Source organism: Herbaspirillum sp. meg3 (genome assembly GCF_002257565.1).
Taxonomy (GTDB): domain Bacteria; phylum Pseudomonadota; class Gammaproteobacteria; order Burkholderiales; family Burkholderiaceae_D; genus Herbaspirillum.
The window spans coordinates 3,862,311-3,885,507 of record NZ_CP022736.1 but is presented as its reverse complement, the minus strand read 5'-3'; the positions used below and the strand labels follow the sequence as shown (position 1 = coordinate 3,885,507).

Below are 23,197 nucleotides of genomic sequence, written 5' to 3'. Positions count from 1 at the left end.
TTTTATTGAAAGGATGGTTTGCAACATGGCTTCACCTGAACGTTTTTCCGCCGTCGAGCTCAAGCAGTTCTCCACGCAACTGCTGCAAAAGGCCGGTTTGCCGCTGGAGTCTGCCGCTTCGGTGGCAAGCACGCTGGTCGACGGTGACCTGCTGGGGCATGACACGCACGGCCTGGCTCTGTTGGCGCCTTACGTCAAAGAAATCGAAAAGGGCGCGATGGCCACCTCCGGCGAACCTGAGGTGGTCTCCGATCGTCCGGCTGCTCTGGTCTGGGATGGTCGTCGCTTGCCGGGGCCATGGTTGGTGCATAGGGGCATCGATGCGTTGATCCCGCGTGCGCGCGCGTTGGGTACGGCCTCGCTGGCAATTCATCACAGCCATCATATTGCCTGCCTTGCCGCGTACTTGTTGCGCGCCACCGAAGAAGGCTTTCTGATGGTGTTGTCGAGCTCCGACCCTGCGGTGCATAGCGTGGCGCCGTTCGGCGGTACGCGTGCAGTGTTCACGCCCAATCCGATCGCTGCGGGTATTCCCACCTCCGGCACGCCCTTCCTGGTGGATATTTCTGCGTCGATTACCACCAACGGCATGAGCAACCGCCTGCATAAAGCCGGCAAGCAGTTTGAAGAAGAGTGGCTGCTTGATGCGCAGGGGAATCCAAGTCGTGATCCTGCCGTATTTGCTGCCGATCCGCCGGGTACGATTCTGCCGTTGGGCGGCTTGTCGGCAGGGCATAAGGGTTTTGGGCTTGCCGTGCTGATTGAAGCGTTGACTGGTGGCCTGTCCGGTTTTGGCCGCGCAGATCCTCCGGCAGGTTGGGGCGCCACGGTGTTCATGAGCTTGTACGATCCGGCGGCCTTCGGCGGCGAAGCGGCCTTCAAGCGCCAGATGGATCACATCGCCGAAGCATGCCGGACCAATCCCCCGCGTCCCGGTGTGGAGAAGGTGCGCATGCCTGGCGATCGTGGCATGGCGCGTCGCGCGCAGCAGCTGGAGCAGGGCGTGGCCTTGCATCCGACGATTGCGCCGGCGCTGCGCGAGGCCGCGCAGCAGTACGGTTTGACGTTCCCGACGGCGGTGTGAGCTTCCGCCCGCAGGTAAATGATTTATCTGCGGGTGCGATACAATCCGGCGCCAAGATAAAGAAGATGTTAATCGGAACCCCCTATGCCCATTGAAGCGATCGAGCCGCAAAGACTGTATCGCCAGATCAGTGACCAACTGCGCAAGCTGATCGTCGACGGTGAGTTTCCCGTCGGCTCGCGTCTGCCGTCGGAGCGCGACCTGTCCGTACAACTGGGCGTCAGCCGACCGTCTTTGCGCGAGGCCTTGATTGCGCTGGAGGTCGAGGGCTACATCGAAGTCCATATGGGATCCGGGATTTATGTCTGTCCGCCATCACCCGCTCCCGAAGGCGAGATCGACCTGTCGACGGAAGAGGGGCCGCTGGAACTGATCCGTGCGCGCGCCATGCTGGAAGGCGAAGTCGCCTATGCCGCCGCCAAGAACGCCAAGAAGGCGCAGATCGATGCCATCGAAGAAGCCTTCCAGCAAATGATCGAACACACCAGCGCCGGCACCAATCCGTTGGAGGCCGACCGGTTATTCCATATTCGCGTGGCCGAAGCGACCGGCAATAGCGTGTTGGTCGGACTGGTGACGCAATTGTTCGATGCACGTCTGGGGCCGCTGTTCAATCGTCTGCACAGCCACTTTGACACCATCGAAGTGTGGAACGACGCGATTGAAGAACATTCACGCGTGATGAAAGCATTGCGCGCACGCGACCCCGAAATGGCGCGCGCTGCGATGCGGCGTCATATGGATATTGCCTTCAAACGCTATAGCGCAAGTCTCGTCGGGCAGGCGGGGTTGTTCAGCAAAAAAGTCGTGGCGGAGAAGGCAGTCAAAGCCGTCAAGGCCAAAGTGGTAGCAAAGAAACCGGCGGCGAAAGAGAGTGCGGTCAAAGTGGTTGCCAAAAAATCTGCAAAGTCGACGACAGTGAAACAGACGTCTGCATTGAAGGCGTCGGCCAAACGCGCACCGGTTGCTACGCCGACCAAACGCCGCAGCGCCCGTGCCGGAAGCTAACGATAGGCTTGGGGCACGTCAACCCAGCTTGCCGACGTTCTTGTCCCAATTGCGTCCGTCGAAATCGACGAAAGTCAGCTTGTCACTGTTCAGATCGACATCGTCGACGCAACGGACGTTGATGGTATAGAGCTCCGGCGCTGCGCGTGGCCGTGTGAAAACGTGCACGCCGCAGGTCGGGCAGAAATGATGTTTCGCGGCCATGGTGCCGAACTGATAGGTCGCGAGTTTATCCTCGCCGGCAATCAGACGAAAATTCTCAGGCTGCACGCGATGGTGCAGAAATCCCTTTTTGGTACAGATGGAACAGTTGCAGACGGTGATGCGTTCAATGTCGACGTCAGCTTCGAAGCGAACCTGGCCGCAATGACAACTGCCTTTGTGGTGATCCATGAGCATCCCGCCTGCGAGGTTGGATTGAGTTCAGTTGACGCAGCTTAGTTGAAATATGCGCGGGCCATTTCAAAGCGCGGCGCGAAGTAAGGATTGTCCATGCGCGAGATATGTACCTTGCCATTGCCTGACGGCGCGTGGACGAAACGCCCGTCGCCGATGTAAATCCCGACATGCGAGAACGGCCGGTTGAGCGTATTGAAAAACACCAGATCGCCTGGCCGCAGATTGGACTTGTCGATTTTGCGGCCCTGACGGGCCATGTCGGCAGCGCTGCCCGTCAGCTTGAGACCGGTGGCGCGATTAAAAATATACGACACCATGCCGCTGCAATCGAAGCCGGCATCCGGATTCTTGCCGCCAAAACGATAACCAGTGCCGATCATGTCGAGGGCGTAAATGGCGACTTCGCTGCCATGTTCGGTTGCCGCTTCAGAGCGGATGTCGGTTGGCGCCGGTGTCGGCGTTGATACGGATGCATCCGGCGCACGCATCGGCGCGCTGCCGCATGCCGTCAACAAGACGGCGATGCAGCAGGCGGCGAGCGCATGCAGGTGATTCGACGAGCGGGTGCTACGCATTGCTTAGTGCCCCGGATCAATGACCCAGTTGAACCAGTACGCCCTCCAGCATGGTCAGCATCTGATCGATTTCATCCTTGGTCACGTTCAACGACGGCATGAAGCGCAGCAGATTCGGACGCGGCGAGTTCAGCAGCAGGCCGAGCGGTTGCAGGTCACGTGCCGCCTCAACGATTTGCGGGCCGATATCCTTGCCCAGCTTCAACGCGCGCAGCAAGCCTTCGCCACGCTCGCCTTCGAAGCCGTGCTTGTCCGACAGCTTGATCAGCTCGGCGCTCAGATATTGGCCTGTGGCCTTGACCGTAGGCAGGAAGTCAGGCTTCAGCAATTCTTTGATCACAGCAGCGCCGACGGCAGTCATGAGCGGATTGCCGTTGTAGGTGCCGCCTTGTTCGCCGGCTTCGAAGCAGGCGATTTCTTCACGCGCCAGCAGAGCCGCCAGCGGCACGCCGCCACCGATGCCTTTGCCCAGTGTCATGATGTCCGGCTCGATGTCCGACAATTGATAGGCGAACAGTTCGCCGGTACGGCCAACGCCGGTCTGCACCTCATCGACGATGAGCAGCAGGTTGGCGTTCTTGGTCAGGCGGCGCAGGCCTTGCATGAATTCACGCGTGGCCGGGATCACACCGCCTTCGCCTTGCACCGGCTCCAGCATGACGGCAACAGTCTTCTTGCTGATCAGGCGTTCAACACTGGCCAGATCATTCAGTTCAGCCTTCAGGAAACCCGGCACCTGTGGCGCGAACATGGTGTCCCAGCCCGGCTTGCCGCTGGCCGACATGGTCGCGATGGTGCGGCCGTGGAAGCTGTGGTTGAAGGTAATGATTTCAAAGCGGTCTTCGCCCTGGCTGTTCTTGTTGACCTTGCCCCATTTGCGGGCCAGCTTGATCGCGCCCTCATTGGCTTCTGCGCCGCTGTTGGCAAAGAACACGCGATCAAACACCGAGTTTTCGGTCAGCAGATTGGCCAGCTCGATCGACGGCGCATTGTAGAAGGCCGGCGAAGGGTTGATCAGCTTCTTGCTTTGCGCGACCAGCGCGTCTTCAATGCATTTTGGCGCGTGGCCCAGCGCGTTGACAGCCCAGCCTTGCAGATAGTCGAGATATCGCTTGCCGGTATGGTCGGTCATCCACATGCCGCTGCCTTCGGTGAATACGATTTCAGGGCGATTAGTGACATACATCAGCTTGTTGATGGCGAACTCGTTGAATTCCATTGATGACTCCTGCATGAGTGGTAATTAAGCTGCGTGAAAGACGGCGGTAACCGAACTGTAATAATGAACGAGAAAAAAACGATAAAAAAAAGCCACAGGGATTGCCTGTGGCTTCGTGACCAATATCAACTCACGCGCACGGCAAACCTCGTTGAGGTTGGCTGCGGCGTCGCAAGGAAATAGTAGTAGCGTTCATGCGGTCAATATTAGGACGTTTTGCGCGATGCGTCAAAACTAATTTGGTGCAAATTCGACCTCATTTTTAGAACGCTCACCACTTTGCAACATGTGCCGCCTCAGGATTTATTGCACGGTCGCCAGGTCCGCCGCCGATGTGAAGGAGTCAGCGTAGAACTCGTCCGCCGGCAGGCCGCAGACAGCGACAAAGTCGCGCTGCGCAGATTCCACCACGATAGGTGCGCCGCAGGCATAGACCTGATAGCCCGACAGATCCGGCTGGTCGTCAATGACCGCCTGATGGACGAAGCCGCTGCGGCCGCTCCAGTTGTCTTCGGGCTGGGCGTTGGAAATCACCGGCACGTACTTGAAGTTGGGCAGCGTTTGCGCCCAGCTCTTGCACAGATCATCCATGTACAGATCCTGTGGGCGGCGCCCGCCCCAGTACAGCGTGACCGGACGCGTCGACTTGCTGTGTTCCAGCTGTTCGACGATCGCCTTGATCGGCGCAAAACCGGTGCCGGAAGCAAGCAGGACGATCGGTTTGTCAGAATCTTCGCGCAGGAAGAAAGTACCCAGCGGGCCTTCAAAGCGCAGAATGTCGCGTTCTTTCAGCGTCGAAAACACCTGATCCGTAAACAGGCCGCCCGGCATGTGGCGGATATGCAGCGTCAGGTGCTCATCTTTGTGCGGCGCATTGGCCATGCTGTAGCTGCGGCGCTTGCCGTCGCGCAGCATGAACTCGACGTACTGGCCGGCCTTGTATTGCAGACGGTCATTGGCCGGCAATTGCAGCGACAGAATGATGACGTCGTCGGCGACCTTGTCCAGCTTGGCCACGCGGACCGGCATTTTCTTGACCGGGAAGTCGCCGATACCGGCCACTTCGCGGGCTTCGATGACGACATCCGAATTTGGCTTGGCGCAGCAAAACAGCGAGAAGCCCAGGCTCTCATCTTGTGCCGACAATGCGCGCTCCTGATGCGGACCGTGGGTCACGCTGCCTTCGACCAGCTTGCCTTTGCAAGAGCTGCATGCGCCGTTCTTGCAACCGTAGGGCAGACCGACGCCGGCACGAATCGCGGCGGTAAGGATGGTTTCGCCTTCGTCACAGGTAAACTGATGGCCGCTGGGCTGAACGGTAACTTGAAAACTCATACAATCCTGACAATGAACAATAAAGTAAAAAAAATCGGCAAGCCGCGTCTGTTGATGCTGGGTTGCGGCGATGTCGGCATGCGCATGCTGCCGCTGGTGCGTGAACGCTTTCGCGTGATCGTCGTCACCAGCAAGCCGGAGCGCTGCGAAGAACTGCGCGCCGCCGGGGCCATCCCCATCGTCGCCGATCTTGATCAGCCGGCCTCACTGGGACGCCTTGCGCGTCTGGCACACACCATCGTGCATCTTGCCCCACCGCAATCCGCGGGTGAAAAAGACCGGCGCACCCGCAATTTGGCCGCCATTTTACCTGACCGGGCGACTCTCGTTTATATCAGTACGACCGGCGTCTACGGCGATTGCGGCGGCGCCAGCTTCGATGAGACACGCGCCACCCGTCCCACCAATGCCCGGGCGCAGCGCCGCGTCGATGCCGAAAGCGTCCTGCGCACCTGGGCGCGGCGCTCCGGCAGCCGGCTGGCGATCTTGCGCGTGCCCGGTATTTACGCCAAAGATCGTCTGCCGCTGGAGCGTCTGCAAAAGGGCACGCCGGCCCTGAGCGCCGAAGACGATGTCTATACCAATCACATTCATGCCGACGATCTTGCCATGATTGCGGTAGCCGCCATCGATCGCGCCCGGCCGCTGCGCGTGTATCACGCGGTCGACAATTCCGAGATGAAGATGGGCGACTACTTCGACGCTGTAGCGCGTACCTTCAACTTGCCGCCGCCGCCGCGCCTGCCGCGCAGCGAACTGCAGCAGCAGGTTTCACCGATGATGTTGTCCTTCATGTCGGAGTCACGCCGCCTGCGCAACGACCGCTTGCAGCACGAATTGGGCGTGCGGCTGCGTTACCCCACGGTTGAGGCGCTGCTCAAAAAATTGCCATAAAGAAAATAAATGCCGTCAAAAGACTATGTTTATTTGTTTTTCGTATAAGCATACGTCTTTTAAATTGTTGTCCGGTCAGCGCGATGTCAGTAAAGTCGCAGCCTACCGTCTGAAAGTCCGTGCAAAGTTGCCATGAATGCAACGCGTCGGCAAGACACCGCAAGGCATCTGCAACGCATCTATCCATGAAGCTATCCTTTAAAGACATACAAAAGAGTTTCTCCGGCCTGCACGTCATCGACGGCTTCAGCCGCGACATCGAACAGGGCGAACTGGTCGCGCTGGTCGGTCCGTCCGGCTGCGGCAAGTCGACGCTGCTGCATATCGCCGCCGGTCTGGAAACGCCAAGCTCCGGCACTATCCTTGCCGACGGCAAGCCGGTGACCGGCCCGCATCCTGAACGCACATTGATGTTTCAGGAAAACGCGCTCTATCCGTGGCTGACGCTGGAGCAGAACGTCGCGCTGGCGCTGGAGTTCCAGAAGGTCGACAAGAAGACCGCTGCCGCGCAAGCGCGCGAATGGCTGGCCAAAGTCAATCTGTCCGGCTTTGAAGCCTACTATCCGCATCAGGTATCCGGCGGCATGCGCCAACGCGCGGCGCTGGCCCGCGCCTTCATCTCGCAGCCGAAAGCATTGCTGCTGGACGAGCCATTCGGCGCGCTCGACGCATTGACGCGGATGACCCTGCAAGATGCGCTGCGCAATTTGATCCGTTCTGAAGTGCAGGGCAAGGCGCCTACCGTATTGCTGGTCACGCACGATGTCGATGAGGCTCTGTTCCTCGCAGATCGCATCTTCGTGTTCAGCTCGCGCCCGGCGACTGTGCTCAAGGAATTCAATCTGGTGCATCACGAAAAAACGCACGATCTGTCGGAGTTCTCGGCGATCCGTCGTGAAATTCTTTGTCTGCTCGGCATCCATGCCGAACAAGACGAGTTTGCTAAAACAATAGAAGGGGTTGGAATATGAGATTGGCAATGAAATCGGCGTTGAAACGTTTGTCGCTGCTGGCATTCACAGCATTGGCTGCCTTGGTGTTTTCCACACCGGCGATGGCGCTGGAAAAATTCAAGATCGGCTATCTGCGCGTCATGGACGATGCGCAAGCGATGGCCGCCTATGAAGCGGGTCTGTACAAGAAATACGGCCTCGACGTCGAGCTGATCGAATTCAAGTCCGGCACCGACCTGATCAAAGCCATCGTCGGCGGCCAGCTCGACAGCGGCGTGTTTGGTTTCACCAATGCAGTGGCCTGGGCTTCCAAAGGCGCAGACCTCAAAGTCGTCAGCGGCGCGCAACTCGGCTATCACGCCATCGTCGCGCGCGAAGATGCGCACATCAACAAAGTCGCCGATCTGAAGGGCAAGAACCTGGCCTCGCAAGCCGAAGGCAGTACTGCTGATGTGGTGTTGAAGGGTGTCGTGTTCCGTGATGCCGGACTGAAGCCGGACGATGTCAATGTGCTCGGCGTCAGCCCGCAAGTTGCCGTGCAGTCGCTGGTCGGCAAGCGCGTCGATGCCGCCTTCCTGTTCGAGCCGCAAGCACGCATTGCGCAACTGATCGCACCGGTCAAGCAAATCTATGAAATCGGCGAAGTCTGGCCTTTCCCCTGCATGGTCGTGATCACCTCCGGCGAAACGCTGAAGAACCGTCGCGCCGCCGTCTGGAAGTCGCTCGATGCACAACGTGACGCGATCGAACTGCTGAAGAAGAAACCGGCCGAGGCCGCCAAGCTGATCGCCGGCTACTTCATCGCCGAGCCGACACTGAAGACGCTGAAGCATGGCGAGATGCTGCGCGAAGACGTGATCCGCGATGCCATCAAAAGCCAGACCTTCAATGCCAAGCTGAACGACAAGGAGCAGAACCGCATGCAGGAAATCGCCGACATCCTGCAAGCACAGGGTTCGCTGAAGACCAAGGACGGCAAGCCGTTTGAAGTGCGCAGCATCGTAGATCTATCCTGGCAAAAAGACCGCAAGTTGTAATAATCGCGGTCATCAAGCTACTGCGCCGGCCAATTTTGCGTCTGCGATGCTCACCGTACATCCGTACGGCTCCGCTTCTCGACGCAAACTTGACCGGCTCGCTACGCTTGCTGATCCGCGATGGTTCTTCAGTAATTTTCACAAAAGCATAGTTTCGATTCAGGCCGACGACTTCGTCGGCCATTGCATTTCTACTCAGTTCTAATTTATGAGCTCTCAGCGTCGCGTTACCGGTTATCGTAAAAAGCTCGCCATGGTGTTGGCGATCGCTTTCATTTTGTTGATGTGGCAGATCGCTGCGTGGTCCTTGCCGGACTTTCTGATGCCGGGCGTGCCGACGGTGCTCGCGCGGTTGTGGGAAGAGATTCAGGCGCCTGCTTTCCGTACTGCATTGTGGGGCAGTCTCACCCGTCTGGGCGGTGGTTACGGCGCGGCGCTGCTGTTCGGTATCGGCTTCGGTCTGATCGGTGCGGTGCTGTTCTTCTTCCGTGAAGTACTGAAGTCGGCCATCATCATTTTGCAATCGATTCCATCGATCGCTTGGGTGCCGTTGTTTCTGATCCTGATGGGCTTCGGCAATCTGCCGATCATCGTGGTGGTGGCGATTGCAGCTTTCTTCCCGGCGGCCTTGTCGGTGATGAACGCGACCGAGAGTGTGCAGCAAGTGCATGTATCCGCAGCACGCGTCATGGGTGCGTCGCGCTGGGGTATGTTGCGCCGCGTGTATCTGCCGGCGGTCATGCCTGAGCTGATCACCGGTGCGCAGCTGGCCTTCGGCAATGCGTGGCGCGCGCTGATCTCTGCGGAGATGCTGGTTGGTTTTGGCAAGGGCCTCGGCCGCACGCTGGCGTATTCCGGCGAGACCGCCGACATGGTTGGGGTGATGACCAACATCCTCGCCATTGCAATTTTGGCAGCGCTGATCGATCAGGTGATTCTTGAGAATCTCAAGCACCGTTTGCTGCGCTATCAGTACGTTTGATCACACGAACATGCCGTCATGAAATTCGCTGCTTCCGTATTGTTGTCCGCGTCCTTGCTTGCATCGGCGCATGCAGCCGACAGCGGCATCGACGCTGCGCGGCAACGCGGCACGCTGGTGGCGGGCATGTCGTATCCCTTGCCGGTCTATGTCGCCGGCGCCAAATTCCGCACGCCGGAAAGTCCCGAGTCGATACTGATCGAAGATCTCGGCAAGCGCCTCAAGCTCAAACTCGGTACGCCTAAAACAGACAGCGGTACTGCCGCACAATGGATCAAATCGGGACGCGCCGATGTGGTGCTGACGCTGCTCGACGATAACGACGCCTTGCGCCGAGACGCCGGGGTGAGCACCATCCCGACCGGCTACAGCGTCGGAGCGATGGCGATCATGCGCAGCGACACCGATATCAAAAGCTGGGAACAGTTGAAGGGCCGCACCGTGTGTCTGTCCGAAGGTGGCGCCTATGTCGGCAAGCTCGCAGCCAAATACGGCGCGATCGAAAAAGTGCAACGCGCGCCAGCCGACTCGCTGTTGTCTTTACGCATCGGTGCGTGTGATGCCGCCGTGCATGACGACACCATGCTCAACGATTTGCTGAAGTTGCCGGAATGGAAAAAGTTTTCTGCACGCCTGCCGGTGCAAAGCCGTCAGACGCTGGTGTTTGCGGTGCGTGCTGATGACGCAAAATCAATTTCTTATCTGAAACAGGCAAGCGCAGACTGGGCTGCGGGCGGCTTCTGGGCCGAGCTCAGAAAGAAGTGGGTCAACAACGTCGCCTTCGAGGTTTACCTGGATCAGAATGTTCCTGATTGTCATTGATTGCCGCTCAGCTAATATTCGTTGTCAGCGAGGCATGGCGGGATTTTCTGCCAAGTTGTCGTGACGGCAACCAGGCTTTGTAAGCAAACGCTTCCGTAGCTTGGCAAGCTGTTCTAAAGGTGTAAGATGTTCACTAGTCCGCACATTTCGACGCCGGACTCCTACTATGTTCCCAGGTATTGAAAGGTGATTTTATGGACGTCGCAATTACTGCCAGCTCTCCTGGCGCTGTATCCAGCTCCCCTAACTCCGGCCCATCGGTAACCAATCTCGACAACGCGCGTGCGTTGCAGGCTCGTCAGGATCAAGAAAACGCACAGCGCAAACTTGATGAGCAGCGTGCAGAAGCTGCGCGCCAGGCACAAGCAACTCAGTCCTCGCGCAACTCCAACGGCGAAGTCATCGGTACCACGATCAGCACAACTGCCTGATTCGTCACCGCAAGTCGTTGTTGTCGCATGAAACGAAAAACCCGCTCATAGCGGGTTTTTGTCGTTTACGCAGCTTCGTAACAGAACTGTTCGTCTCGCTTTATTGATCAGTCACTGTAGAGTCCCGCTCTCACTGTTTCGTCTCAGGCGTATAGCCATCCGTCAGCGTCTTTAAAAATGCAATCACATCCTTGATCTCCGCATCGTTGAGCGCCGGCTTGTCACCCGGTTTACGATCGAATGGCGGTTCCATGTTCACATTGGAAAAATGCTCCGGCAGCAGGTCGTCGAATTTGCGGACACTGCCGTCGCGATTGCGTGGATACCATTTCTCAGGATTGGTGTCACGCTGGACGTAGAATTCCATGACCTCTTGCAGCGTGTGAAAGACGCCATTGTGGAAGAAGGTCTGGCGCAGCGCAATGTTGCGCAAGGTGGGTGTCTTGAACAGGCCGCAATACTCCGGCTTGTCCTTGAAGTCGGTACGCTCGGGGCCGCACAGGCCAAAGTCGTAATAGCGCGGATCGGCATTGGCGGGAATCTTCTTGTTGCGCGGCACGCCCACGGCAATCAGTCCGTAGTCGGTGAATTGCGGGAAGGCGCCATTGGGCAGGATCTCGCTCAGATGGCAGGAGGCGCAATTGCCCTTGGTCGGCTCATTGAACAATTCCAGACCACGCAATTCTTGCGCACTCAATGTCGTCTGCTTGCGCAGATAAGCATCGTACTTGCTGCTGTAAGGATAAAAATCGGCAGGGCTTTCCTGGAACACTTCCAATGCCATCAAGGCCGCTTGGAAAGCGCGATCGGTATTATCAAAAATCGTCTCGCCGAAGGTCGCCTTGAACTGCGGGGCATAGGGCGCACGTTTCAGTTTGGCGACCACATCCGCTGCGTCGGTGTTTGCCATCTCGTGCGCCGATAGCAGCGGGATTCGCGCCTGATCGTGTGCGGAATCGGCGCGGCCGTCCCAAGTGCGGCCGCCGGTCGGGCCGGCATCAATGCTGTCGTCGCCATCATCGTCATGGAAATGTTCGCTGAAAGGCGGCACATTCTGCCCATAACGCAGCGACGGCACCGCGCGCGTGCCGACGGTCTTCATCTCCTTACCGCCAAGCTGCACCGACAGATCATTTGGCGGACCGAAAGCATGATCCGGACTATGACAAGTTGCGCAGGATTGCTGACCGGATCCTGACAATGAAGGGTCAAAAAACATGGTGCGGCCCAGCGCGGTCATTTCTTCCACGCTCGGGCGTCGTCCCGGTTGAGGCGCATAAGCGGCGTTGGCATAGGCGGGCGCGCTTGCAGAACCGGCTGCAGCGGCCACAACAGGCGACTGGCTGTCGAAATACAGGGCGGCGAGGGCGAGAGCGGCCGTGACGGCGGCGACAAGATACAGGGATTTCATGCGCGCAGGTTAGCAGGACAATATGACGAAAATGTGAAGAGGCCGCACCATGCGGCGCGGCGGGGTCGCCATCGTGTCATTTTGTGGTTATATTTGCTGGATAGCATACCGGCTATTTCCTCCTCTGCCGTTCCGATAAAAAGAGAATATCCATGCCTGCCCAATTCAGCCAGTCTTTCCGACAGCCACTTCGTTTGTCCCTCACCGCAGCAGCCGTTGCAGTCGGTCTTGCCGCTTGCGGCGGCAATGCCAATCTCGCCGGTGATGATGCGGCCGTACGCAGCATCGACACCGTCGTCGTGATCTACGCCGAAAACCGCGGCTTCGATACCTTGTATGGTCTGTTCCCAGGTGCCAATGGCATTCCGGGTGTGAACCCGTCTTCCCGTGGCGTCTACTTGCCGCAGGTCGATGTCGACGGCGCCGTGTTACCGGTGTTGCCGCCGACCTGGGGTGGTGTGACGGCAGCCGGGCAGAGCAGGGTCGTCACACAGGCGCAATCCGCCGGATTGCCAAACAAGCCGTTCCAGATCGACGGCAAGGATGGACTTGCGGTTGACGCCAATGTGGTCACACGCGATCTGGTGCACCGTTTTTACAATAACCAGATGCAGATCAACGGCGGCAAGAACGACAAGTTCGCCACCTATTCCGATGCCGGTGGTTTGTCGATGGGTTACTACGACGGCAGCAAGATGGCGATGTGGCAACTGGCAAAAGAATACACGCTGGCCGACAACTTCTTCATGGGCTCCTTCGGCGGTTCCTTCCAGAATCATCAATACCTGATCTGTGCCTGCACACCGCAATATCCGAACGCCGAGAAGTCACCGGCCAAGGGTGGTATCTCCAAGATCGACGTCGACGCCAATGGCAACTTTGTACGCCTGACACCGGCTGCGACTTCGCCGAAGTCGACACTGGATGGCGCGCAGAAATACGCCAACGACGGCACTCTGACGCCACCTGATGCAGCCGGCATGTCTTATGCCATCAACACCATGCAACCGGCTTATCAGCCAAGCAATGTCGCATCGCCTGCCGGCGACAGCGCCAAGCTGTATGCCGATCCAAACAGCGCATCCACTCTGCCTCCGCAAACGCAAAAGAACATCGGCGATCTCCTGAGCGACAAAGGCGTGAGCTGGGCCTGGTACGCCGGTGCATGGAACGCGACGACGAAGGCTGCCCAGACCGATCGTAAATTCGCCTCGCCGACACCGAACTTCCAGTTCCATCATCAGCCGTTCAATTACTTCGCCAACATGGATCCGGTCAAGAACGCCGCTTACCGTGCCGAGCACCTGAAGGACTTCGACAGCAGCTTCCTGCAAGACGCTGCTGCGGGCAAACTGCCTGCCGTGACTTTCTACAAGCCGCAAGGCAACCTGAACCAGCACGCGGGTTATGCTGATGTTGCTTCCGGTGACGCGCACATCGCTGACGTGGTCAACAAGCTGCGCCAAAGCCCGCAATGGAAACATATGCTGATCGTTGTGACGTATGACGAAAACGGTGGCTTCTGGGATCACGCCGCACCGCCGAAGGCTGACAAGTGGGGCCCGGGTACGCGTATCCCGGCGATCATCGTGTCGCCTTATGCGAAGAAGGGCTACGTCGACAATAGCTTGTATGACACCAGCTCGGTACTGCGCTTCATTACACGCCGCTGGTCCTTGCCGGTGCTCGACGGCATTACGCTGCGCGACAAGGCGATCCAGGCCAACGGCGGCAAGCCTATCGGCGACCTCAGTAACGCTTTGGTGTCGCAAGCGAACTGAGTTTGTAGCGATCAATAAAAACGGCGTCATGCGATGTGCATGACGCCGTTTTTTATTGCCACTGCGGGTGCTGCCAATTCAATGTGAGGCGCTCAGCGATCCCATCAACCAGGTTTCCGCCAGATCGATCTGATTGATCAGGGCAATGAAAGTCTCGTCATTGATTTGTTGCTCGGCGCGCAAGTGATGTACTTCGCGACGTTCGGCGCGGATCGCTTCAAGCCGGAGCTCACGTTCAAAGTGCTTGAACCGATTGGCGACGCGATGGGTTTCTTCCGTGCCGCTTTCGGCATCCATGCGCATGCGGTAGGTCGCCAGCAGGCTGCCGCTGACTTCGGTGAGCAAGGCCAGGTCATCCTGATCCATGTCCGCACCCATGCGTTCCTGCGCCTCTTCAATGCTGCGCACTGCCGCTTCCGAGACCCGCAGACGCGCCATGGTCTCTTCATTGCGGCGGCGTTCATTGTCGGCGTCGAGCTTGAGTCCCTTCAGCAGCCACGGCAATAAAAAGCTTCCGGCCAGCAGTGAACACACGATCACGCCCGTTGCCAGAAAAATCAGCAGATCGCGTGCCGGAAAGGCATGGCCGTTAGGCATCATCAGCGGGATCGACATCACGCCCGCCAGCGTAATCGCACCGCGCACGCCGGCCAGCGACGTGATGCTGATCAGACGCACATCGAAGTAGCGTTGCCTGGCGCGTTGGCCACGCACGGCGGCTGAGAAGCGGCGCAGACGCAGGTTAAACCATACCCAGGTGAAGCGCAGCGCAATCAGCGCCACGGTGATCGCCAGGATATACGCGAACAAATGCCACACCGGTACGTTGCCAGCGACTTTGGCGTCCAGATGCGCGAGGCTGACGATGCCCGGCAACTGCAAGCCCAGCAAGATGAAGGACATGCCGTTGAAGACGAACTCCAGCATGGTCAGGATGCTCTGGCTTTGCATGCGTGTGGCGGCTGATTCGGCGCCGGCGGTTTCGATATACGGCATCAGCATGCCGGCTGCGACCGCGGACAAGATACCGGACAAGCCGAAGTGTTCGGCAAAGATGTAGGCAGTAAACGGAATCAGCAACAGCAGCACGACCTGGATGCCTGGCTCGTCGCCGCTCCATTCGATGATCTTGCGCCGGACCAGGCCAAAGCCCCAGGCCACGATCAGACCGACCGCAAGACCACCGATGGAAATCAGCGTAAAGCTGATGCCGGCATCAAGCGGTGAGAAGGTGCCCGACAGCACTGCAATAATCGCGAACTTGAACGCCACCAGACCGGAGGCGTCATTCATCAGGGCTTCGCCTTCCAGCACGTGCTGCATGGTGGGCGGCAGACGGCCTTTGCCGATGATGGACGCCACTGCCACGGCATCGGTCGGTGATAGTACCGCCGCCAGCGCAAAGGCAGACGGTAGCGAGATCACTGGAATCATCCAATGGATGAAGTAACCTACGCCGACCACTGTAAACAGCACCAGTCCAAGCGCCAGCGCCAGGATCGGTTGCGCCAGCCGGAAGAATTCGCGCTTGGGCATACGCCAGCCGTCAGTAAACAGCAACGGTGGAATGAACAGCAGCATAAACAGTTCAGGGTCGAAGCTGATGCGCAAGCCGAACAGCGGCAGCGCCAGCAGTGCACCCAGAGCGATCTGGAACAGCGGCAACGGCAGTTTGAAGGGGGCCAGGCGAGCAGTCACGCCGGAGACGGCAACCGCAAGCAGGAGAATTAAAACGGTGAAGACAATTTCCATCAGAGGACGAACGAAAGAAGAGTAGGGCGATGAACGCGTGAACGTAAAAGGATCGCAAGAGAGTCGTGGAGTGGCTCAAGCTTCCTGACGAGGCTGTCAGTATAAAGCGTGCGGCCTCCGGCAGCGAAAACGGTTAGCGCATAGAATGATTGTTTCCCTACAGCACGTGGAGATTGACGTAATGGCTACTACCGGCAAACAGACGCAAATTCAACATCGCACTCTGGGTAATTCTTCCATTGAAGTCGCACCGCTGGCATTCGGCGGCAACGTTTTCGGGTGGACCGCCGACGAACAGACTTCGTTTTCGCTGCTCGACAAATTCATCGACGCCGGCCTCAATCTGGTCGACACCGCCGACGTGTATTCGCGCTGGGCCAACGGCAACAAAGGCGGCGAGTCCGAAACCATCATCGGTAAATGGATCAAGCAAGGCGGCCGGCGCGACAAGCTGGTCATCGCTACCAAGGTCGGCATGGACATGGGTGACGGCAAGATCGGCCTGTCTCCCGCCTACATCAAGCGTGCGGTCGAAGACTCACTGACGCGTCTGCAAACCGACTACATCGATCTCTACCAGTCGCACACCGATGACAAGAACACGCCGCAGGAAGAAACCCTGCACACCTACGGCGAACTGGTCCAGCAAGGCAAGGTACGTCTGATCGGGGCTTCCAACTTCGGCGCAGACCGATTGGAGCAAGCGCGCAAGATCAGTCGTGAACATGGCTATCCGCTCTACCAGACGCTGCAGCCGGAATACAACCTCTACTCCCGTGCCGATTTCGAAAACAATCTGGAGCAATACTGCCTCAAGGAGAAAATCGGCGTCATCAATTACTACTCGCTGGCCAGCGGTTTCCTCAGCGGCAAATACCGTTCGGAGAAAGATCTCGGCAAGAGCACGCGCGGAGGCAAGACACAGAGCTACCTCAATCCGCGCGGTCTTCGTATTCTTGATGCGCTTGATGCCGTGGCCGAACGTTACCGCAGCACACCCGCGAGTGTCGCATTGGCGTGGCTGATTGCGCGGCCCAGCATCACGGCGCCGATTGCCAGCGCGACGACACTGGCGCAGATGGATGCGCTGATCGAAGCGACACAGTTGTCATTGGACGGTGCCGCGATTGCTCAGCTCGATCAGGCCAGCGCGCCTTAAGTCCAAGACTAAGGCTCTAAGGCTAAGACGCAGGTTTCTCATCCACGGCGGTCATGGCAGGCGTCGCCATGCCGGTGTCCGGCGCCAGCCCACGTGGCTGCGCCGCCAGCATGTGTGCCTTGCGCCAGCCGCCGTAGCGGTAATACGCCATCGCCAGCACAATCAGCACCACGCTGCCGAGCGGAAAACTCCACCATATGGCTTCGGCGCCATACGTCGGCATCAACCATTTTGCAAACGGCAGACGTACCAGCCAAATCGCGATGAACAGTGTCACCAGCGGTGCCATTACCGCACCGGTGGAGCGCACCACGCCAAACAGCACCATCGTCACGCCGAACAACACAAAAGACCACGCAACGATATTGTTGATGTGACGAGCGACCGCCATTGCCTCGCCTTCATGCGGCAGAAACAGTCCCAGCGCTGCATGATCGAAGAGATACAGCAAGGCCACCAGCGCGCCCGTCAGCAAAAAGTTGTAGCCGACACCGATCCCTGCGATGCGCGAGACGCGATCCCAGCGGCCCGCGCCAATGTTCTGCGCCGCCATGGACGACACGCTCGCACCCAGCGCCAGCGCCGGCATCTGCACGTACGTCCACAGCTGCGACGTCACGCCATAACCTGCCGTTACCTGCGAGCCATACCCATTGACCAGGCTGATCATCACCAGTGCCGACGAAGAGATCACCAGCATCTGAAGTCCCATCGGCAAACCTTTGAGCACCAGCGCGCGCAGGATGGTCAGATCCGGCTTGAGATAGTTAAGCTCGTTGCTATGCAAGGCAAGGAAATGCTTGCGGCGATACAGGAAAGCGATCATCAGCAGCAAACTGCCGGATTGCGCGATCAGTGTTGCCAGCGCCGAACCGGCAATGCCCATCGCCGGTACAGGGCCGAGTCCGAAAATCAGCAGCGGATTGAGCGCGATATCCAGCCCCACCGACAACAGCATGAAATAGAACGGCGTGCGCGAGTCACCTGCACCGCGCAAGGTCATCATCATGAAGTTATAGAAATACATCATCGGCAGTGCGATGAAGATGATGCGCAGGTAGGCAATCGCATAGGGCGCCGCGTCGGCAGGCGTCTGCATCATTGCCAGAATATGCGGTGTAAAAATATAACCTGCCGCCGCCACCAGAATCGACAGCGTTGCAAAGAAGGTCGCACCGGTGCCAACCACGCGTTTGGCCCGGTTGATGTCACGCCCACCGATAGATTGCCCAACCAGAATCGTCGTCGCCATGCTGATGCCGAACACCACGCCGAGCAGGAAGAACAGGATGATGTTGGCGTTGGACGTCGCCGTCAGCGCCGCTTCGCCAAGATAGTGTCCGACCCAGATGGCATTGACTGAGGCATTGAGCGATTGCAGGATATTGCTGCCCAGTACCGGCAAGGCAAACATCAGCAAGGTTTTGGCGATGGGGCCGTTGACCAGATCCGGCCGGGACGATTTGGGAGGGAAGGACTGCTGGGTATTGGCGGGCATGACGTGGTGTCTGGACACAAAAAGCCATGCTAGCCGAATTCGGACGCCGGGTTTGTATCGGTGTGTAAATCGATGCCTATGTTGTGGACTACATCGTTGCTGAGGATAGTGCCGAGAAGGAGACGACGGCGTCGCTGATCAGGCATTGTTTCAATGATAACGACGATATATGAAATGGTTTGACCATTGCGGAAAGTCCTCGCTTGACAGGGCTTGGGGCCGCACCTATTCTCTGCATACCCAAAGGTCTTACCAGTCGCTCGCATTTTCGCGGCCTGGTGATATAACAAGCAGACGCAGGCAAATTCAAGCAAACTCAGGTACCCCAGCAGACTCCATGTCCTTCGATCCCATCGTACAAAAATCCATTTCAGAACAAGTCGCGCAGCGCTTGCTCACCATGATCCGCAGCGGCTTGCTCAAGCCCGGTCAGCAGCTTCCTCCCGAGCGCGAACTCGCTGCCATGCTAGGCGTTGGCCGTCCGGCCGTGCGTGAAGCGATCCGCGGTCTGGCCTTGCTGGGTTTGCTGCGCATCCGTCAGGGTGAAGGCACCTTCGTGGGCAAGCTGGAAACGCGCGAACTGCTCGAACCGCTGGAAATGATCATCGACCTCAACGCCGGTACGCTCGAAGCCTTGTTCGATGCGCGCCTGATCATTGAGACCGGCGTCGCCGCATTAGCCGCCACGCACATGGCACAAGAAGAACTGGATCGCCTCTCCCGCAATGTCGAAGACGAAGAACGTCTGCTCAGCGACCCGGCCGCCTTTGCCGCCGCCGATGTGGAATTCCACGAAGCCATCATCGAAGCCTGCGACAATCCTTTCCTGCAAAGCATCGCCGGCAGCCTTTACTTGCTTGGCAAGAAAAGCCGCACCATCACCTCGCGTATTCCCGCCACGCTGGAACGCAGCCTGCAAGACCATCGCGATATCCTCGTTGCACTGAAAGCCCGCGATCCGCAACGTGCTTCCGAAGCCATGCGTACGCACCTGATCCGCGTGCGCGATGCCTACCGCGGCGCAGCGCAAAACAAGGATGAGTCGGTTCACGACTGAATATAGTCGCCGGCAGTTTTTACTGCGTCGGCGCAGACATCTTGAAATTGCGCCACAATTGACATCGATTTGCTCAGAAGAAAAATAGTCCGGCCGTCAAAAATACAAAAGATTGAAACGAGCCGGAACGTGGCTCACCTTGGATGCAAGCGTGGGACTACGCCTTTCGATTATTTTCAGGAGAAAAGCAATGCAAGATCTCGCAGGTAAAGTCGTCTTCATCAGCGGCGCCAGCACCGGTATCGGCGCGGCAGCAGCACGCGCCTTCGGCGCTCAGGGCGCACACGTCGTTGTTCATTACAACAGCTCGGCAGCAGAAGCAGAAGCCGTTGCAGCCGACATCCGCAAGGGCGGTAGCAAGGCGATCACCATCGGTGCCAACGTGCGCGACAGCAAGGCCGTCGACAAGGCCGTTGCCAGCGCCGTCGAACAACTGGGCCGCATCGACGTCCTGATCAACAACGCCGGCAGCCTGGTCAAGCGCGAAGCACTGGAAAAGATTACTGACGAATTGTTCGACGAAGTGGTGCAGATCAACGCCCGCTCGGTGGTCGCTTTCACCCGTGCCGTGATCCCGGTCATGCGCAAGCAGGGCGGCGGCAACATCATCAACGTGACCTCGGTCGCAGCCCGCCATGGCGGCGGACCTGGCGCATTGGTTTATGCAGCGTCCAAGGGTTTCGTCAGCACTATCACACGTGGCATGGCCAAAGAACTATTGGCCGACAAGATCCGCGTCAATGCGGTGTCGCCGGGCGTGATCATGACACCGTTCCAGGAGCGCTTCACTACACCGGATCAGCTTGAAGCTTTCCGCAAAACAATTCCGATGGGCCGTATCGGCGAGCCGGATGAATGCAGCGGTGCTTTCCTGTATCTGGCGTCGGATCAATTGTCGGGGTATGTGACGGGGCAGATTATTGAGGTGAATGGCGGGCAGTACATGCCTTGATGTTTTAGCGTGAAAAAAAGCCGGCTGATTGCCGGCTTTTTTATACTACTGAGGAATTTCAATGACTTTATTGAATGGTGATTTATAGATAAATATCTTTTCAAACGGAGTTCTGCTTATTTTTTCACTGAGAGGCCATTCGTCTAATTCTTGATCTTGCGCTGGATCCCAAAAATCAATAATTAGCAGTAGCCAATATCTGTCGCAAACTTGATAGTTCGGCAGCTTTTCAATCTTTTGAGCAATAAGCTCTTTCGCACGTGGTATCGCTAATCTAGGCACGTCGTGCCCTTGTGACAGTTTCCATTTGCTATCAGGATAGCTCTGTCCATTGTGATATAGGAAGCGTAATTCTGGCGTTTCCGGAAAACTACTACGGCTCTGATGTCCCTGAGTGCTGTGGGACACTTTTAAGGCTATATCTACCAATTCATTTGCGAGCTTTTTTACGTCCTTAATCGGATGGCTGGGGTCAAAATCTATAAAGAGTTCGATACGACGTCCGCCCTGTCTGAGATATAGAGCTTCGGCTTTCTCTATTACTTTGATTCGAAGCCTATTTTGAATTTGTTCATTGTTGAATTTATCTCCATCAACTTTGTATAAATGGGTTAATTCAATTCCAAGCTTTATGTCGTCATTAATTATTAGGACATCTGGTTTATCTGAATATTCAATTCGACCAGGAATCGAGTGAATTTTCCAAAACTGCTCAAAATAGAGTCGCTCTTTTTGTTGTTTTGTGAATGGAGCTTCGTTCATTTAGACGCCGTGTAAACGCAGGTCAATCTTAAAAAACTATATTCGTCACGAGCAATATTAGTTGGCATAGGCTTTGCTGGTCTAATTTTTCATTTGGTTTCTTGATAGAGATTGTATGTCTTTACCTTTGAATCTCGTTACTGCCGATAATACATTTGCTGTTGCCATGGACAGCTCGACCTTGCTGCGCGACAAGCTGACCTTGCTCCTTGACTCCACCGGCGAAGGCATCTACGGCATCGACCTCGAAGGCCGCTGCACTTTCATCAATCGCGCCGGTGCGGAGATGCTCGGTTATCCGGTCGAGCAGGTGCTGGGCAAGAACATGCATGACCTCGTGCATCACAGCCATGAACACGGCGAGCACTATCCGGAAGAGGAGTGTCCGATCCTGAAGGCCTTCCGCAAGGGGGAGTCGTGCCGGGTTGATCAGGAAGTCTTCTGGCGCGCCAACGGGACTTATTTTGCGACCGAATATTCGTCCTATCAGATCATCGATGGCGGCGAGGTACGCGGGGCGGTGATTACGTTCAGTGATATTTCCAAGCGCCGTCTGGCGGAAGAACAGTTGCAGCGCGCCAAGGCGGAGCTGGAGCAACGTGTCGCGGAGCGCACGCGTGAGTTGTCGGCGGCGCTGACGCAGGTGCGCGAGTTGTCGGCGCATGCGCATTCGGTGCGGGAGGATGAGCGCACGCGGATTGCACGCGAGATCCATGACGAGCTCGGCAGCTTGCTGGTGGCCTTGAAGCTGGACGTCAACTGGATGGCCAGCCGTGTTGCCGACCGCGAACCGGTGGCGCGCAAGTGTGCGAGCATGAACCGCCTGATCGAGATCGCGGTGGACAACGTCGGGCGCATCATCACGGACTTGCGGCCGAGCATTCTGGATCATCAGGGGTTGATTGCGGCGCTGGAGTGGCAGGTGCAGGAATTCTCCGAAGCGACCGAGTTGCCGTGCGAAGTGGAGTTTGATATTTCGCCACAGGCTTTTGCGCCGCAAGGGACGCTGGCGACGGCGGCGTTTCGTATCTTTCAGGAAATGCTGAGCAACGTGGCACAACATTCGCAAGCAACAGAAGCAAAGATCGTGGTGCGCCTGACACCGGATGAGCTGCTGATGGAAGTGGAAGACAACGGCATCGGCGTGCCGGCAGCGGCACTGGCGAATCCCAAATCCTACGGCGTGATGGGCATGCGTGAGCGCGCGCTGCACTTTGCTGGCGCATTGAGCATCGAAAACGCCGTTGCTGGTGCAACAGGCGCAGTGACTGCACCGGAAAGCGGCAATGCTGCCGTCAATCGCGGCACCCGCGTGCGCCTGGTCTTGCCGTTGAGGAACGACAGCCATGCGTAAGGCATGATCGTGCCGTACCAATAAAGACAATCGTAGCAACAAGGAAAACAATGATCCGTATCCTGCTCTGTGATGACCACCGCATTGTGCGCGAAGGTCTCAAGCAGATCCTCGCCGACACACCCGACATTGAGGTGGCGGCGGAGTGCGCCGATGGCCCGGAAGTGCTGCGCAAGGCGCGCGTGGAGGCGATAGACCTGGTGCTGCTGGACATCGCCATCCCGCTGCAAGACGGCCTGGACGTGCTGCGTCAGCTCAAGCAGGAGATGCCGCGCCTGCCGGTGCTGATGCTGTCTACTTATCCGGAGAAGCAATATGCGGCGCGCTGCTATCGTCTCGGCGCCGCGGGTTATCTGAACAAGAGCGCCGATACCGAACAATTGGTGGCGGCGATCCGCAAGGCGGCGGACGGCGGCGTGTATGTCAGCCCGCATATGGCCGAGACGCTTGCCGCCGAGCTGAGCGCCCATTCGGCAAGTACCCAGCGCGCTGCGCACGAGACGCTGTCGCATCGCGAATACCAGGTGTTCCAGCTGATCGCCGCCGGGCGCAGCGTCAAGGAAATCGCCGACCAGCTGACACTGAGCCCCAACACCGTCAGCACCTACCGCAGCCGTATCCTGGAAAAGACCGGCGCCAGCAATGATGTCGGCATCGCGATGTACGCCGTGCGGCATCAACTACTCCCCGCTTAAGTTGTCGCTCTGACAGCGTCTTGTAGTCGTTCCACTA

General features: G+C 57.7%; 22 protein-coding genes. 14 read left to right on the top strand and 8 right to left on the bottom strand.

The window, feature by feature from the left end; translation table 11 throughout:
- The first annotated feature begins 25 nt into the window (after positions 1 to 25).
- Together hmeg3_RS17485 and hmeg3_RS17480 are read left to right on the top strand one after the other, a co-directional pair.
- Positions 26 to 1,084 carry an Ldh family oxidoreductase gene (locus hmeg3_RS17485; RefSeq protein WP_198361721.1) on the top strand — a complete coding sequence of 353 codons (1,059 nt, stop codon included), beginning with the start codon at positions 26 to 28 and terminating at the stop codon, positions 1,082 to 1,084.
- A gap of 84 nt (positions 1,085 to 1,168) precedes the next feature.
- Positions 1,169 to 2,092, top strand: coding sequence for a FadR/GntR family transcriptional regulator (locus hmeg3_RS17480; RefSeq protein WP_094564856.1), 924 nt, complete (start codon positions 1,169 to 1,171; stop codon positions 2,090 to 2,092).
- 18 nt (positions 2,093 to 2,110) lie between these two features.
- On the opposite strand, the gene hmeg3_RS17475 is transcribed toward hmeg3_RS17480, so the two are convergent.
- From hmeg3_RS17475 to hmeg3_RS17460, 4 genes are all read right to left on the bottom strand, one after another.
- Complete coding sequence (locus tag hmeg3_RS17475; RefSeq protein ID WP_198361720.1) at positions 2,111 to 2,485, bottom strand: GFA family protein; 375 nt, start codon at positions 2,483 to 2,485, stop codon at positions 2,111 to 2,113.
- 44 nt (positions 2,486 to 2,529) lie between these two features.
- Positions 2,530 to 3,066 (bottom strand): C40 family peptidase, encoded by a 537-nt coding sequence (locus hmeg3_RS17470; RefSeq protein WP_094564854.1) that lies wholly within the window; start codon positions 3,064 to 3,066, stop codon positions 2,530 to 2,532.
- A gap of 16 nt (positions 3,067 to 3,082) precedes the next feature.
- A complete protein-coding gene (locus hmeg3_RS17465) occupies positions 3,083 to 4,285 on the bottom strand; it encodes an acetylornithine transaminase (RefSeq protein ID WP_094564853.1) in 1,203 nt (400 codons plus the stop codon).
- Positions 4,286 to 4,588: 303 nt separating this feature from the next.
- Positions 4,589 to 5,620: a CDP-6-deoxy-delta-3,4-glucoseen reductase gene (locus hmeg3_RS17460; RefSeq protein WP_094564852.1), complete on the bottom strand. Its 1,032-nt coding sequence runs from the start codon at positions 5,618 to 5,620 to the stop codon at positions 4,589 to 4,591.
- Between the two features lie 12 nt (positions 5,621 to 5,632).
- Here hmeg3_RS17460 and hmeg3_RS17455 point away from each other — a divergent pair, with 12 nt between their 5' ends.
- The 6 genes from hmeg3_RS17455 (at position 5,633) to hmeg3_RS17430 (ending at position 10,739) form a co-directional block, all read left to right on the top strand.
- Positions 5,633 to 6,514, top strand: coding sequence for a sugar nucleotide-binding protein (locus tag hmeg3_RS17455; RefSeq protein WP_094564851.1), 882 nt, complete (start codon positions 5,633 to 5,635; stop codon positions 6,512 to 6,514).
- 185 nt (positions 6,515 to 6,699) lie between these two features.
- On the top strand, positions 6,700 to 7,485 hold the full coding sequence (locus hmeg3_RS17450) for an ABC transporter ATP-binding protein (protein WP_094564850.1): 786 nt from the start codon (positions 6,700 to 6,702) through the stop codon (positions 7,483 to 7,485).
- Complete coding sequence (locus hmeg3_RS17445; RefSeq protein WP_369828836.1) at positions 7,482 to 8,504, top strand: ABC transporter substrate-binding protein; 1,023 nt, start codon at positions 7,482 to 7,484, stop codon at positions 8,502 to 8,504. The genes hmeg3_RS17450 and hmeg3_RS17445 overlap by 4 nt, the downstream gene beginning before the upstream one ends.
- Before the next feature lie 208 nt (positions 8,505 to 8,712).
- On the top strand, positions 8,713 to 9,486 hold the full coding sequence (locus tag hmeg3_RS17440; protein WP_007884259.1) for an ABC transporter permease: 774 nt from the start codon (positions 8,713 to 8,715) through the stop codon (positions 9,484 to 9,486).
- Positions 9,487 to 9,504: 18 nt separating this feature from the next.
- Complete coding sequence (locus tag hmeg3_RS17435) at positions 9,505 to 10,308, top strand: transporter substrate-binding domain-containing protein (protein WP_094564848.1); 804 nt, start codon at positions 9,505 to 9,507, stop codon at positions 10,306 to 10,308.
- A gap of 194 nt (positions 10,309 to 10,502) precedes the next feature.
- Positions 10,503 to 10,739, top strand: a complete 237-nt coding sequence (locus hmeg3_RS17430) for a hypothetical protein (protein WP_094564847.1) — start codon at positions 10,503 to 10,505, stop codon at positions 10,737 to 10,739.
- A 130-nt stretch (positions 10,740 to 10,869) separates the two neighbouring features.
- Here the strand turns inward: hmeg3_RS17430 and hmeg3_RS17425 are convergent, their stop codons facing one another.
- Positions 10,870 to 12,150 (bottom strand): cytochrome-c peroxidase, encoded by a 1,281-nt coding sequence (locus hmeg3_RS17425; RefSeq protein WP_094564846.1) that lies wholly within the window; start codon positions 12,148 to 12,150, stop codon positions 10,870 to 10,872.
- 152 nt (positions 12,151 to 12,302) lie between these two features.
- Here hmeg3_RS17425 and acpA point away from each other — a divergent pair, with 152 nt between their 5' ends.
- Complete coding sequence (gene acpA, locus hmeg3_RS17420) at positions 12,303 to 13,931, top strand: acid phosphatase (RefSeq protein ID WP_094564845.1); 1,629 nt, start codon at positions 12,303 to 12,305, stop codon at positions 13,929 to 13,931.
- 78 nt (positions 13,932 to 14,009) lie between these two features.
- Here acpA and hmeg3_RS17415 read toward each other — a convergent pair whose 3' ends face one another.
- On the bottom strand, positions 14,010 to 15,683 hold the full coding sequence (locus tag hmeg3_RS17415) for a Na+/H+ antiporter (RefSeq protein ID WP_094564844.1): 1,674 nt from the start codon (positions 15,681 to 15,683) through the stop codon (positions 14,010 to 14,012).
- Positions 15,684 to 15,864: 181 nt separating this feature from the next.
- Between hmeg3_RS17415 and hmeg3_RS17410 the strand changes: the two genes are divergently transcribed.
- The gene (locus tag hmeg3_RS17410; protein WP_198361719.1) at positions 15,865 to 16,842 is read left to right on the top strand and encodes an aldo/keto reductase; all 978 of its coding nucleotides are present in this window, start codon (positions 15,865 to 15,867) and stop codon (positions 16,840 to 16,842) included.
- A gap of 22 nt (positions 16,843 to 16,864) precedes the next feature.
- On the opposite strand, the gene hmeg3_RS17405 is transcribed toward hmeg3_RS17410, so the two are convergent.
- Positions 16,865 to 18,340: an MATE family efflux transporter gene (locus hmeg3_RS17405; protein ID WP_094564843.1), complete on the bottom strand. Its 1,476-nt coding sequence runs from the start codon at positions 18,338 to 18,340 to the stop codon at positions 16,865 to 16,867.
- A 337-nt stretch (positions 18,341 to 18,677) separates the two neighbouring features.
- Here hmeg3_RS17405 and hmeg3_RS17400 point away from each other — a divergent pair, with 337 nt between their 5' ends.
- Together hmeg3_RS17400 and hmeg3_RS17395 are read left to right on the top strand one after the other, a co-directional pair.
- On the top strand, positions 18,678 to 19,397 hold the full coding sequence (locus hmeg3_RS17400; RefSeq protein WP_094564842.1) for a FadR/GntR family transcriptional regulator: 720 nt from the start codon (positions 18,678 to 18,680) through the stop codon (positions 19,395 to 19,397).
- Between the two features lie 190 nt (positions 19,398 to 19,587).
- The gene (locus tag hmeg3_RS17395) at positions 19,588 to 20,349 is read left to right on the top strand and encodes an SDR family NAD(P)-dependent oxidoreductase (RefSeq protein ID WP_094564841.1); all 762 of its coding nucleotides are present in this window, start codon (positions 19,588 to 19,590) and stop codon (positions 20,347 to 20,349) included.
- A gap of 45 nt (positions 20,350 to 20,394) precedes the next feature.
- On the opposite strand, the gene hmeg3_RS17390 is transcribed toward hmeg3_RS17395, so the two are convergent.
- Positions 20,395 to 21,111 carry a hypothetical protein gene (locus hmeg3_RS17390; RefSeq protein WP_094564840.1) on the bottom strand — a complete coding sequence of 239 codons (717 nt, stop codon included), beginning with the start codon at positions 21,109 to 21,111 and terminating at the stop codon, positions 20,395 to 20,397.
- A 166-nt stretch (positions 21,112 to 21,277) separates the two neighbouring features.
- Between hmeg3_RS17390 and hmeg3_RS17385 the strand changes: the two genes are divergently transcribed.
- Together hmeg3_RS17385 and hmeg3_RS17380 are read left to right on the top strand one after the other, a co-directional pair.
- On the top strand, positions 21,278 to 22,465 hold the full coding sequence (locus tag hmeg3_RS17385; RefSeq protein WP_094564839.1) for a PAS domain S-box protein: 1,188 nt from the start codon (positions 21,278 to 21,280) through the stop codon (positions 22,463 to 22,465).
- A 50-nt stretch (positions 22,466 to 22,515) separates the two neighbouring features.
- Positions 22,516 to 23,160: a response regulator transcription factor gene (locus hmeg3_RS17380; RefSeq protein WP_094564838.1), complete on the top strand. Its 645-nt coding sequence runs from the start codon at positions 22,516 to 22,518 to the stop codon at positions 23,158 to 23,160.
- Positions 23,161 to 23,197: the final 37 nt, after the last annotated feature.

Coding starts and splice junctions, on each gene's coding strand:
- hmeg3_RS17470 (WP_094564854.1), bottom strand. CDS start 3,066: ATGCGTAGCACCCGCTCGTCGAATCACCTGCATGCGCTCGCCGCCTGC.
- hmeg3_RS17485 (WP_198361721.1), top strand. CDS start 26: ATGGCTTCACCTGAACGTTTTTCCGCCGTCGAGCTCAAGCAGTTCTCC.
- hmeg3_RS17385 (WP_094564839.1), top strand. CDS start 21,278: ATGGACAGCTCGACCTTGCTGCGCGACAAGCTGACCTTGCTCCTTGAC.
- hmeg3_RS17395 (WP_094564841.1), top strand. CDS start 19,588: ATGCAAGATCTCGCAGGTAAAGTCGTCTTCATCAGCGGCGCCAGCACC.
- hmeg3_RS17405 (WP_094564843.1), bottom strand. CDS start 18,340: ATGCCCGCCAATACCCAGCAGTCCTTCCCTCCCAAATCGTCCCGGCCG.
- hmeg3_RS17415 (WP_094564844.1), bottom strand. CDS start 15,683: ATGGAAATTGTCTTCACCGTTTTAATTCTCCTGCTTGCGGTTGCCGTC.
- hmeg3_RS17435 (WP_094564848.1), top strand. CDS start 9,505: ATGAAATTCGCTGCTTCCGTATTGTTGTCCGCGTCCTTGCTTGCATCG.
- hmeg3_RS17465 (WP_094564853.1), bottom strand. CDS start 4,285: ATGGAATTCAACGAGTTCGCCATCAACAAGCTGATGTATGTCACTAAT.
- hmeg3_RS17445 (WP_369828836.1), top strand. CDS start 7,482: ATGAGATTGGCAATGAAATCGGCGTTGAAACGTTTGTCGCTGCTGGCA.
- hmeg3_RS17400 (WP_094564842.1), top strand. CDS start 18,678: ATGTCCTTCGATCCCATCGTACAAAAATCCATTTCAGAACAAGTCGCG.
- hmeg3_RS17455 (WP_094564851.1), top strand. CDS start 5,633: ATGAACAATAAAGTAAAAAAAATCGGCAAGCCGCGTCTGTTGATGCTG.
- hmeg3_RS17480 (WP_094564856.1), top strand. CDS start 1,169: ATGCCCATTGAAGCGATCGAGCCGCAAAGACTGTATCGCCAGATCAGT.
- hmeg3_RS17390 (WP_094564840.1), bottom strand. CDS start 21,111: ATGAACGAAGCTCCATTCACAAAACAACAAAAAGAGCGACTCTATTTT.
- hmeg3_RS17460 (WP_094564852.1), bottom strand. CDS start 5,620: ATGAGTTTTCAAGTTACCGTTCAGCCCAGCGGCCATCAGTTTACCTGT.
- hmeg3_RS17430 (WP_094564847.1), top strand. CDS start 10,503: ATGGACGTCGCAATTACTGCCAGCTCTCCTGGCGCTGTATCCAGCTCC.
- hmeg3_RS17440 (WP_007884259.1), top strand. CDS start 8,713: ATGAGCTCTCAGCGTCGCGTTACCGGTTATCGTAAAAAGCTCGCCATG.
- hmeg3_RS17475 (WP_198361720.1), bottom strand. CDS start 2,485: ATGGATCACCACAAAGGCAGTTGTCATTGCGGCCAGGTTCGCTTCGAA.
- hmeg3_RS17425 (WP_094564846.1), bottom strand. CDS start 12,150: ATGAAATCCCTGTATCTTGTCGCCGCCGTCACGGCCGCTCTCGCCCTC.
- acpA (WP_094564845.1), top strand. CDS start 12,303: ATGCCTGCCCAATTCAGCCAGTCTTTCCGACAGCCACTTCGTTTGTCC.
- hmeg3_RS17410 (WP_198361719.1), top strand. CDS start 15,865: ATGGCTACTACCGGCAAACAGACGCAAATTCAACATCGCACTCTGGGT.
- hmeg3_RS17450 (WP_094564850.1), top strand. CDS start 6,700: ATGAAGCTATCCTTTAAAGACATACAAAAGAGTTTCTCCGGCCTGCAC.
- hmeg3_RS17380 (WP_094564838.1), top strand. CDS start 22,516: ATGATCCGTATCCTGCTCTGTGATGACCACCGCATTGTGCGCGAAGGT.